Annotated in this window: 10 protein-coding genes and 1 tRNA gene; 10 read left to right on the forward strand and 1 reads right to left on the reverse strand. The window is 62.5% G+C overall.

All coding sequences use genetic code 11. The annotated features are described in order from the left end of the window. Positions 1-12 precede the first annotated feature (12 nt). Positions 13-1,017, reverse strand: coding sequence for a tRNA (adenosine(37)-N6)-threonylcarbamoyltransferase complex transferase subunit TsaD (tsaD, locus tag ACE1EY_RS09825; RefSeq protein ID WP_291514929.1), 1,005 nt, complete (start codon positions 1,015-1,017; stop codon positions 13-15). Between the two features lie 194 nt (positions 1,018-1,211). Here tsaD and rpsU point away from each other — a divergent pair, with 194 nt between their 5' ends. The 10 genes from rpsU to ACE1EY_RS09875 all read left to right on the forward strand — a co-directional run. Then, entirely contained in the window at positions 1,212-1,427 is a 216-nt protein-coding gene (gene rpsU, locus ACE1EY_RS09830; RefSeq protein ID WP_291514928.1) for a 30S ribosomal protein S21, read from the forward strand. Positions 1,428-1,532: 105 nt separating this feature from the next. Further along, entirely contained in the window at positions 1,533-1,979 is a 447-nt protein-coding gene (locus tag ACE1EY_RS09835; RefSeq protein ID WP_370300092.1) for a GatB/YqeY domain-containing protein, read from the forward strand. Between the two features lie 106 nt (positions 1,980-2,085). Continuing rightward, complete coding sequence (locus ACE1EY_RS09840) at positions 2,086-2,241, forward strand: hypothetical protein (RefSeq protein ID WP_291514926.1); 156 nt, start codon at positions 2,086-2,088, stop codon at positions 2,239-2,241. Between the two features lie 135 nt (positions 2,242-2,376). Further along, positions 2,377-2,853 carry a glutathione peroxidase gene (locus ACE1EY_RS09845; RefSeq protein ID WP_291514925.1) on the forward strand — a complete coding sequence of 159 codons (477 nt, stop codon included), beginning with the start codon at positions 2,377-2,379 and terminating at the stop codon, positions 2,851-2,853. A gap of 16 nt (positions 2,854-2,869) precedes the next feature. After that, positions 2,870-4,579 (forward strand): DNA primase, encoded by a 1,710-nt coding sequence (gene dnaG / locus ACE1EY_RS09850; protein ID WP_291514924.1) that lies wholly within the window; start codon positions 2,870-2,872, stop codon positions 4,577-4,579. Positions 4,580-4,933: 354 nt separating this feature from the next. Then, positions 4,934-6,793, forward strand: a complete 1,860-nt coding sequence (gene rpoD / locus ACE1EY_RS09855) for an RNA polymerase sigma factor RpoD (protein WP_370300093.1) — start codon at positions 4,934-4,936, stop codon at positions 6,791-6,793. A 185-nt stretch (positions 6,794-6,978) separates the two neighbouring features. Next, complete coding sequence (locus ACE1EY_RS09860) at positions 6,979-8,403, forward strand: alkaline phosphatase PhoX (protein ID WP_291514205.1); 1,425 nt, start codon at positions 6,979-6,981, stop codon at positions 8,401-8,403. Between the two features lie 28 nt (positions 8,404-8,431). Then, a tRNA-Ile gene (locus ACE1EY_RS09865) sits at positions 8,432-8,508 on the forward strand. Between the two features lie 400 nt (positions 8,509-8,908). Continuing rightward, positions 8,909-11,083 carry a DNA methyltransferase gene (locus ACE1EY_RS09870; RefSeq protein WP_291514204.1) on the forward strand — a complete coding sequence of 725 codons (2,175 nt, stop codon included), beginning with the start codon at positions 8,909-8,911 and terminating at the stop codon, positions 11,081-11,083. Positions 11,084-11,088: 5 nt separating this feature from the next. After that, on the forward strand, positions 11,089-11,806 hold a 718-nt coding region (locus ACE1EY_RS09875), incomplete at its 3' end, for a DEAD/DEAH box helicase family protein (protein WP_370300094.1).

The following is an 11,806-nucleotide window of genomic DNA, read 5'->3' on the forward strand; positions in this document are numbered from 1 at the left end:
TGAGTGCTTGGGTTAGGTGAGACCGGCTGGCGGGGCCAGTGTATCGAGCGGCCAGCGCGCACGCGCATGCATGGCGGTCGGGGCGGCGATGGCGTCGCCGAGTCTTAGCGCGCCCGCATACGCGATCATTGCGCCGTTGTCCGTGCATAGGGCCAGCGGCGGCGTGTGCAGGCGGATACCGGGCAGCGCCGACAGCGCCTCGCGCAAGCGCGTGTTCGCCGCTACGCCGCCGGCAATCAACAGATCGCGACACCCGGCCGCCTCCAGCGCGCGCGCGCATTTGGTCGCCAGTGTCTCGACGACAGCCTCCTCGAAGGCGCGGGCGATGTCGGCCTGCGCGTCCGGCTCGTCCTGCGCCAGCAGGTACACCGCCGTCTTCAGTCCGGAAAACGAAAAGTCCAGCCCCGGCTTGTCGAGCATCGGCCGGGGCAGGCGGAACCGTGCCGGATCACCAGCCATTGCCAGCCGCGCCACCGCGGGGCCCCCGGGGTAGCCGAGCCCCAGCAGCTTGGCGGTCTTGTCGAAGGCCTCGCCGACCGCATCGTCCCGGGTCTGGCCCAGCAAGCTGTAGCGGCCGATGCCATCGACCTGCACCAACAGGGTGTGGCCGCCGGAGACCAGCAGCGCAACGAATGGAAACGCCGGCGCCTGGCCACTCATCAGCGGCGCCAGCAGGTGACCCTCCATGTGATGTACGGGAATCACGCCGACATTCCAGGCCGTGGCCAGACCTGTCGCAAAGGCCGCCCCCACCATCAACGCTCCGACCAAGCCGGGGCCCGCGGTGTAGGCGATCACGTCGGTGCGTTCGACACCGGCCTCGGCCAAGGCCTGCTCCACCAGACCGGACAACCGCCGCACGTGATCGCGCGAGGCCAGCTCCGGCACTACACCGCCATGCTCGGCGTGCAGCGCAATCTGGCTGAACAAGGCCTCGCTCAACAGGCCGCGCCGCGTGTCAAAGACGGCGACGCCGGTCTCGTCACAGGAGGTTTCGATGCCTAGAATACTGGTCAAAATCGCTGTCTGAAGCTCAAGCCGCTGGTGGAGATCGACGCTGAAAGGTTCGGCGAAACACGCTCTCCGGGGGCCCGGATTATGCGGGGATTCTCCGCGATGTAAATTTGGCGTTGAAAATCCGGAAAGGCGCCTATAGAATCCGCGTCCCTTTTTCTCAAGCCTCCAGGATAGGCCACGGAGCAGATCTCAATATGCCCAGCGTTCGCGTCAAAGAAAACGAGCCTTTCGAAGTTGCCCTGCGGCGCTTCAAACGCACCTGCGAGAAGGCCGGCGTGCTGTCTGACGTGCGCAAGCGTGAGTTCTTCGAAAAGCCTAGCCAGGAGCGCAAGCGCAAGAAGGCGGCCGCTGTAAAGCGCCACGCCAAGAAGCTGTCTCGCGAGACGGCGCGCCGGACCCGCCTCTACTAGAGCGGCGTCCAGGCGTCCTCGGCGCCTGCCATTGCGTTACGAACTAGCGGCCACGAGCCGCTAGTTTTGTTTTGAGCCCGTCCAGCACCCATCAAGGAACCCACCATGTCCGCACTCAAAGACCGCATCACCGCCGACATGAAGACCGCCATGCGCGAGAAGGACAAGGAGCGCCTGGCCACCATCCGCATGCTCACCGCCGCGATCAAGCAGCGCGAGGTCGACGAGCGCATTGAACTGACCGACGACGACGTGATCGCCATTGTCGAAAAACTGGTCAAGCAGCGCCGCGAAGCCGAAGCGCAGTACCGGGCCGGTGATCGCGCCGACCTCGCGGACCAGGAAGCCTCGGAAGCCGCGCTACTGGCCGACTACCTGCCGGAACAGCTCGACGAAGCCGAGATCGATCAGCTTGTCGATGACGCCGTGACCGCCACCGGCGCCGAATCCATGCGCGACATGGGCAAGGTGATGGGCATGCTCAAGCCCAAGGTGGCGGGCCGCACGGACATGTCGGCGCTTTCGGCCAAGATCAAGGCACGGCTGGGCTAGGGAAACACTGATCTAGCAGAATCGGCGTTCCCCTGGGAACTGCCACCCGTCCTGTCGGTCGATGAACTGAACGCAAGCGTTCGGCTCAGGCCGACAGGAACATCTGATGCCCACCAGCAAACCGCAGAACCCTCGCGACGAACCGCTCGAATCGCCTGAGCATGAACCCGGCGAGCAGGACGACGCCCTGGCCGATGAGGCGGGCGAGGAGTCGTTCCCGGCAAGCGACCCGCCGTCCTGGACACCCGGCTCCACTGGCTAACGCCAACCCGTAATCGGAGGCGGTGCGACGTGCCGATACCGCCGCTGGCACCGCCGGCCCGTGCATTCGTTTGCGCTGGCCCGGCGCAACAACCGGGCTAGAATGCAGGCCCCACTGCCCGAAGGGCCATGCATCATGTCTGTTCATCAATTCTCTGCGGCCACCATCGATGGCCAGGAACAAGCGCTGGCCGACTACGAAGGCCAGGCGCTGCTCATCGTCAATACCGCGAGCAAGTGCGGCTTCACCCCGCAGTACGAAGGGCTCGAAGCGCTCTACCAGCAGTACAAGGACCGCGGATTCGCCGTGCTGGGCTTTCCCTGTGATCAGTTCGGGCATCAGGAACCGGGCGATGAAAACGAGATCAAGAACTTCTGCTCGCTGACCTACAACGTCAGCTTTCCGATGTTCGCCAAGGTTGAGGTCAACGGTGATCAGGCCCACCCGCTTTACCAGCATCTCAAGCGTGAAAAGCCCGGCGTCCTGGGTTCCAAGGGCATCAAATGGAACTTCACCAAGTTTCTGGTGGATGGCGAAGGCCAGGTGATCAAGCGCTACGCGCCAACCGACAAGCCACAGTCGCTCACCCAGGACATCGAAGCCCTGCTCTGACCGCTCGACCGCGCCGATGGCCCGCATCCCCCAAAATTTCATTGACGACCTGATCGCTCGGACGGATATCGTCCAGCTGATCGACGGCCGGGTGCCGCTCAAGCGCCAGGGCGGCGAATACGCGGCCTGCTGCCCGTTTCACGACGAGAAATCTCCCAGCTTCACGGTGTCGCCGACCAAGCAGTTCTATCACTGCTTCGGCTGCGGGGCGCATGGCACGGCGATCAGTTTTCTCATGGAGTACGACCGGCTGGAGTTCCGCGACGCCATCGAGGAGCTCGCGCGCATGGCCGGCGTCGAAATCCCCGCCGACGCGGCTGACAGCGGGCCGAGTATCGACCCGAAGCTGTGGGAGGCGCTGGACACGGCCCAGCAGATCTTCGCCCGCTCGCTGCGCGGCTCCGACAAGGCCATTGCGTACCTCAAAGGCCGCGGGCTGGATGGTGCCACCGCCAAGCGGTTCGGCATTGGCTACGCGCCGGATGCCTGGCAAACGGTGGTCGATGCCGTCGCCGACACCGCCATCGCGGTGCAGGCCGGGCTGGCGATCCGCAAGGACGACGGCCGCGCCTATGACCGCTTTCGCGACCGGGTGACCTTTCCCATTCGGGATCTGCGGGGGCGCGTCATCGGCTTTGGCGGGCGCGCCTTTGGTGACGAAAAACCCAAATACCTGAACTCGCCTGAAACGCCAGTGTTCCACAAGGGCACCCAGCTCTACGGCCTGTACGAAGCCCGGCAGGCGAGCAAAGCGCCGGCACATTTGCTGGTGGTCGAGGGCTACATGGACGTGGCGGCGCTGGCTCAGTTCGGCATCGACTGCGCGGTGGCCACGCTCGGCACCGCAACGACCACGGATCACATCAATCTGATGTTCCGCACCACCTCACGCATCGTGCTGTGCTTCGACGGCGATCGCGCCGGCCGCGACGCCGGTTGGCGTGCCGTCGAGCGCGCCTTGCCGGCCATGCGCGACGGCCGGGAAATTCGGCTGCTGTTCCTGCCCGACGGCGAAGACCCCGATACCCTGGTTCGCAAGGAAGGCGCCGACGCGTTCGGCGAGCGCATTGCCGGCTCCGAACCCCTCTCGACCTTCTTGCTCAGCCAGCTCACCGATGAGGTGGACCTGTCCTCCGTCGATGGTCGGGCCCGCCTGGTTGCGCTGGCAAAACCGCATCTGGAGGCGCTGGCACCAGGCGCCTTTCGCAAGGGTCTGGAACAACAGGTCTCGCAGATCGTCGGCTTCGACATTCACGACATGACCGCCAGCCCACCGACGCCCCGCCCCCCGCCGCCGCCGCTGGTTGAGTCCGATGAAGAACATGCGCCACCCACGCTCACGCCACGGGTGCGCAGGGCGGCCCGCGCGCTGCTGGAACGGCCTGCCATCGCCGCGGAGTTGCCGTCCATCCCCCGCCTGGCCGATGCGCCTGACCAACAGTTTCTGGAACAGCTGATTCACGCCTTTGCCGACAATCCGGCGATGACAGCGGCGCAGTACCTGGAACGTCTGCGCGGCGAACCGGACGAGGCCACACTGGACGATGTGCTCAGCGCCGCCACCGTACCGGCGGGATTCGACCCGGCGGCGGATTTTCAGGAAGCGCTAGGCCTGATCACCCAGGACAACGCCAAGCAGCGGATCCGAAACCTCACCACGCTTTCGCAGCAACGTGAACTGACCCAGGGCGAGCGCGAGGAACTGCGGGCGGCCTACCAGCGGTAAGACTTTTTCTCGCCGGCTCTTGAATTCACCGAATCGCGCACCATAAAGGGATTCGCGTCAGGGCGCCCAGGCTTTGCGACGATGATTCGCAGTGGCTCACAGCCACAACCTCGATGCCAATTCGGGCCTTTGACACGCTAGGTGCTGCAGCACTGAGTCGACTGAAAACGCAAGCGCGCGGGTGTTCCATACCCTCATCTGCGGCCGGACGGGATCGAATGCGATCACCGTCGGTCCAATCTGTTGCCAGCGGTATACCTTGCCGCGCCTTGCTTTCGCTGTTAACGGCTCAGTAAAATGGCGTGTTCTGCCGGCGTCTCTGCGCCGGCTTCCTACTTTTCAAGACCGTTCCCTATGACCGTCGAGAAGCAATCTCAGCTCAAAGCGCTGATCGCCCGTGGTAAAGAAAAGGGCTATCTGACCTACGCCGAAGTCAACGATCACCTACCGGACGACATTGTCGACCCGGAGCAGATCGAGGACATCGTCAACATGATCGCCGACATGGGCATCACGGTGCACGAAGAAGCACCGGACGAAGACCAGCTCATGATGGCCGACGCGCCCGTCACCGATGATGACGATGACGACGACGCTGCCGAAGAAGCCGCCGCCACGCTGGCCGCGCTGGATTCCGAGCTGGGCCGCACCACCGACCCCGTGCGCATGTACATGCGCGAAATGGGCACGGTGGAACTGCTCGACCGCCAGGGCGAAATCCGCATTGCCAAGCGCATTGAGGAAGGCCTGGCCGAAGCCATGTATTCACTGGCCTTCCACCCCGAAACCGTCGCCATCCTGCTGGAAGAATGGCAGAAGGTGCAGGACGGCGAGCGCCGCCTGACCGACTTCATGGTCGGCTTCGTCGACCCCGACACCGGTGACCCGGTCGTCGCCGAAGAGCCGGAAGAAGAGACCACGAATTCTGGCGACGATGACGGCGACGACAGCGATGCCGACGACGATGACGACGACAGCAACGACAAGCCTGTCGACACCGGCCCTGATCCGGAAGAATGCAAGATCGCGTTCGACAAGCTGCAGGGCTACTTCGACGCCGTCGTCAAATTGCTGGAAACCAAGGGCACCGGGCATCCGGACACCCAGGCTGCACGCGAAAAGCTGTCGCATGAATTCATGCGCTTCAAGCTCACGCCACGCACCACCGAGCAACTCACCAGCAACCTGCGCCAGGAAATCGCCAAGATCCGCTCCGCCGAGCGCGAGATCCTGGATATCTGCGTCAACCGCGCCGGCATGCCGCGCAAAACGTTTATCGACAGCTTCCCCGGCAACCTCACCAACGAGGCCTGGGTCGAAAAGCTGGTGCGCGCCAAACGCAAGTATTCCTCGGGCATCAACCTGCACTCCGAAGACCTGATGCGCATCATGGCGCGCATGGGTCAGATGGAAGTCGACACCATGCTGACGGTTGAGGAAATCCGCGAGATCTACAAGAAAATGTCGCTGGGCGAAGCCAAGGCCCGCCGCGCCAAGAAAGAAATGGTCGAGGCCAACCTGCGCCTCGTGATCTCCATCGCCAAGAAGTACACCAACCGCGGCCTGCAGTTCCTGGACCTGATTCAGGAAGGCAACATCGGCCTGATGAAGGCCGTCGACAAGTTCGAATTCCGCCGCGGCTTCAAGTTCTCCACCTACGCCACATGGTGGATTCGCCAGGCCATCACCCGCTCGATCGCCGACCAGGCGCGGACCATCCGCATCCCGGTTCACATGATCGAGACGATCAACAAGCTCAACCGCATCTCCCGCCAGATGCTGCAGGAGATGGGCCGCGAGCCCACGCCGGAAGAGCTGGCCGAGCGCATGGAAATGCCGGAGGACAAGGTTCGCAAGGTGCTGAAAATCGCCAAGGAACCGATCTCCATGGAAACGCCGATCGGTGACGACGAAGACTCGCACCTGGGCGACTTCATCGAAGACCAGAACGCGGAATCTCCCGCGGACTCGGCCACCACCGAAGCCCTGGGCGAAGCCACGCACGAGATCCTCGCCAGCCTCACCCCGCGCGAGGCCAAGGTGCTGCGCATGCGTTTTGGCATCGACATGAACACCGACCACACGCTGGAAGAAGTCGGCAAACAGTTCGACGTAACCCGCGAGCGTATCCGCCAGATCGAAGCCAAGGCTCTGCGCAAGCTGCGTCACCCCAGCCGCGCGACCTACCTCAAGAGCTTCCTCGACGAGAGCTAAACAAGCCGCCACGGGATGCCGTGCCTACACGGCATCCCGGCGCGGGCACTCGGCCCTGCCAGCTACCGGCGATTGCAGCTTTCCCGGACCATTCGACCGGCTCTTCATACCGGGCGATCCTGGTCACGTCATGCAATCGCAACGCGCCGCATACACTATAGGCCGTTGTCCTCTCGCCCATTGCCATGAACCCGCTACTCAAAGATGCCCAGGCCCGCGGCCTGGACCGACGCCAGTTTCTGCAAAACCTGTTGTTCTGCGCCGGCAGCGTGCCAGCCGCCACATGGCTGACGGCCTGTGGCACATCCGCGCTACCCGCCACCGAGGGAACTGGGCCGGGTGGCATGAACCCGGACTTTCGGAGCAACTTCGCCGACATTGGGCCGCTTTTGCCCGCAAATGCAGACGGCATCCAGCTGCCGGCAGGCTTCACCTCGCGGGTGGTGGCCGTCGCAAACCAGCCGCCACTGGCATCGAATCCGACCTTCCTCTGGCATACCGACCCCGATGGCGGGACCTGTTTCAGAACAGATGACGGCGGCTGGATCTACGTGAGCAACGCCGAAGTGCGTGATCTGACGGTCAGCGGCATTGCGCGAGAAACGGTGGAGGCGCTCACAGGTTTTCAGGGTGGCGTTGGCGCGTTGCGCTTTGACGCCGACGGCAACCTCATCGACGCCTACGCCATTCAGAGCGGCACGACCACCAACTGCTCCGGTGGCGCCACCCCATGGGGCACCTGGATCAACGGCGAAGAAATCACCGACGGCTACATGTTCGAAGCCAGCCCGCTGCGCGACGGCGGCACGGCCGTGCGCCTGGACCGCTTCGGCCGCAAGGCCCACGAGATGGTCACCGTGGACCCGGTCGGCAAGGCGATCTACCACACGGAAGACGTGACCGGCAGCGACCGCTTCTACCGCACCATCTTCGATCCCGCGAACTGGCCCGACGACGGCCGTCCCGACATGGCGACCGGCATTCTGCAGGTGCTGCGGGTCCCCGGCGATCTGGCAGCCGCCTTCGACGGCCCGGTGCCGATTGAATGGCTCAACGCCGTCGACGACGGCACGCCCCAGCCCGACGTCTACCTGGAAGACAGCACCATTTTTGGCGGCAACGAAGGCGTCTACTACCTCAATGGCTTCGTGTACTTCACCACCAAGCCCACCGGCGACCCGAACACCGATGACGTGATCTGGGTGATCGACACCGCAGCCAACACCATCGAAAGCATCTACAGCCCGGCCGATGGCCCCGTCGGCTCCCCGGTCGATAGCGCGGAAACGCGGATGACCGGCATCGACAACATCACCATGACACTGGATGGCGAAATGCTGGTCGTCGAAGACGGCGGAGACATGCGCTGCATGGTGCTAATGCCCGACCGCACCACCATCCCGCTCCTGCGCCTGCCCGGCAGCGCCGACGTGACCGAAGTCACCGGCGTGGCCATCGCCCCGACCGGCGACCGCATCTACGTATCCAGCCAACGCGCGCTGGAACAGGGCACGCCCGCCACGTTCCGCACCGGCGGCGTCACCTACGAAATTCAGATGCCGTTCTCGGTCCGAGTCGATCCGCCACTAGCTCGCCCGCTAAGCGGTTAAACTACGCGGCCTGCCCCCGTCTGGCAGCGGGCCTATAGCTCAATTGGTTAGAGCAGCGGACTCATAATCCGTTGGTTCCAGGTTCAAGTCCTGGTGGGCCCACCAATTAAATCAATGAGTTACACCCTATTGGGCATGAAAGGCATTTTTGCCGAATGGCAAAAACAACATTGTTGTAAATGCATTTTTTGCCGCCCGTGATCGTGGCTCGATAAATCGCAAAACCCGGGGCGTCCACCTACAAATTGGTGCGGCGTCCGGGTTGCTTGCGCGTGACAAAGCCTTCGGTCTGCGCAGCCGAACTGTGGCTTCGGTCGCGATAGGTGTGAATCCGCCTGCCGGTCGCATGTGGCGGGGAACCATGGGCTGATCGCTGTTAAAACGCGGCACAGAGGGGCCACAAGAATCTTTTCTTTCCGATAGTTTTTGATCCCCTACAATGATCGAAAACGTACGCAATGAATGCTCGGTGGCGGCATAACCGCTACTGATTGGGGAGTCTTACTTGTCAACGCTACGCGACTTGCTGCGCCGGGTGGGCGAGAAAAATCCGGAGCTGGCAGCCGAGATCGAAGCAGAAGTTCGGGCGCTTGAATCGCGGCGCGCGTTCGGATTGAACTTCGAGCGGCATACGCCGGAGTCTGTCGAATTGCCGGGCCGGCCGGTGCGGCGTGGGGACAAGGTGCGCTTCATGCCCGAGCGCGGCGAAGCGGCCAGTGCTGTTGATCAGCGACTCTGGCAGGTTGCCAAAATTCGCAATGCGGGCGGCAAACGCGAAGCCGACTTGGTCCGCCCCAGCGCCGAGGACGAGGTCGAACACGCGACGCGCGAAGTCGAAGACCTGGTGGTTGTCGCCGAATTTCGTGATCCGATCTATCCCGGCCTGGTCTCCACCGGCAAGGTAGAACGCGGCGGCGACAAGCCCTTCCACACCGTCATCAATGCCGAGAACTACCACGCCTTGCAGGCGCTGCTGTACACACATGCAGGCAAGGTGGACGCCATCTATATCGACCCGCCTTACAACACGCGCGACAAGGATTGGAAGTACAACAACGATTACGTCGATAAAGAAGATCAGTACAAGCACAGCAAATGGTTAGCAATGATGGAACGCCGGCTGCGCTTTGCAGTTCGGCTCCTAGATCCAAAGCAGGCTGTACTGATTGTCACTATCGATGCGAACGAGTTGTACAGATTGGTTTTGCTGATTGAGCAAACGATACCCGCGGCCCGCATTCGTATGATCTCATCAGTGATCAACTCGAAGGGTGTAGGTGTCACGGAGGGCTTCAAGCGTGTAGACGAATATGTGGTGATAGCGCGAATTGGCGATGCAGGTGTTTATCCGAGTACGGACGCACCGCTGGGCAGCAGGCCGATCGACGCAGATGTCACCGCAAATCAAGAGGATGATGACGAACCAAAAAGGATAAAGATCGATTGGCAAACAGCGCGCCGTCGCGACCTTCAGTCCGTTCGCCCAACACGTCCCGCGCAGTTCTACCCAATCTACGTAAATGAAGAGACAGGGGCGATTGACGCGATCGGGCAACCAATTCCGCACGAACAGCCTCGCGAAACCGCCCCACAGAGACCCGGTTGCATTGCCGTGTTTCCAGTGCGAGACGACGGGACGGAGATGAATTGGGCGGTCACCGGTCCGACCTTCCAGAAGAGATGGCGAAAAGGCTATGCGCGAGCCGGAAAAGCGATGCCTGGCAAACCGCAGAAGTACATTATTCAGTACCTCAAGAGCGGACCGATCGCTGACATCGAAGAGGGGCGCGCGATTGTTGAGGGCAGGAACAACGACGGATCAGTCGTGGCCTACTATGAATCGGAGTCTGCGAAGGCACCGCCAACCCAGTGGAATCTCCGATCACATAATGCAGAGCACTACGGAACTAGAATCGTCCGTTCGCTCTTGCCCGGCCGCCAATTCCCATTTCCCAAATCGCTGTTTGCGGTCGAGGACGTGCTCAGATTGTTTATCTCGGAAAAGCGTGATGCCGTAGTACTGGATTTCTTCGCCGGTTCTGGGACAAGTGCCCACGCAGTGATGCGCCTCAACAAGCAGGATGGCGGCTGTCGCCAATGCATCAGCGTCACAAACAACGAAGTCAGCGCCGACGAGCAGAAGGGTTTGCGCGAAAAGGGCCTCCGCCCCGGCGATCCCGAGTGGGAGCAATGGGGCATTTGCGACCACATCACCAAGCCGCGCATCAAGGCCGCGATCACCGGCAAAACACCTGGCGGCGAGCCGATCAAGGGCGACTACAAGTTCACCGACGAATTCCCGATGGCCGATGGCTTCGAGGAAAACGTCGAGTTCTTCACCATGACCTACGAGGCCCCGCGACGCGTCGCCCACCATCGCTCGTTCGCCGCCATTGCGCCGCTGCTGTGGTTGAAAGCGGGTGCGCGCGGCCGGCGCGTTGAGCAGGCCGTCGATGACTTCGCAGTGGTCGAGGCGTATGGCGTGCTGTTCAACCCGGATTGCAGCCAGGCCTTCGTGGAGGCGTTGGCCGAGCAGGACGACGCCCGCATGGCCTTTGTAGTGACTGACGACGACCGTGCCTACCAGGCGGTTTGCAAGGCGCTGCCCGAAGACGTTGAGCCAGTGCGCCTGTATGCGTCGTACCTGACCAGCTTCACCATCAACACCGGCCGGGAGTAGCTGCCATGCGGTTCACCCTCAAGGATTACCAGACCGACGCCGTGGTGGACGTGCTTGAAAACCTGCGTGATGCCAAGGATGCGTTCGTTCGGCGTGGGCGCCCCAGCGCGTTCTCACTGACCGCCACCACGGGGTCCGGCAAGACGGTGATGGCGGCCGCCGTCATCGAGGCCCTGTTTGAAGGCAATGACGACTACGACTTTGAACCCGACCCCGGTGCGGTGGTGTTGTGGTTCACCGACGACCCGGCGCTGAATCAGCAGACGAAAAAGCGGCTGTATCAGGCCAGCGACATTGCCGCCGAGCGCATGCAGGTCATCGAGAAGGACTTTCAGGCCGACGCACTATCGCCCGGCAAGGTGTATTTCCTGAACGCCCAGAAGCTGGGCAAAAACTCGCTGCTGGTGCGCGGCGCGCCACAGGCAAATGACAACGACATGTTTCCGCTGAGCCGCACGGTGCCGCCGGATAAGCGCGCACAGACCATGTGGGACATATTGCGGAACACCATCGAAGACAAGCGGCTGACGCTGTACTTGATATTGGATGAAGCACACCGCGGCATGAGGACGCCATCGCCCCACGAGCGTAATGAGCGCGCGACGATCGTGCAGCAGCTCATCAACGGCACGGGTGGCGGCGGGTTCCCTCCCATCCCCGTGGTGTGGGGCATCTCGGCGACGGTTCAGCGGTTCGACCAGGCCATGGCGAATGCGCAGAACC

The organism is Abyssibacter sp., from assembly GCF_964229365.1.
Classification (GTDB): Bacteria; Pseudomonadota; Gammaproteobacteria; order Nevskiales; family OUC007; genus Abyssibacter.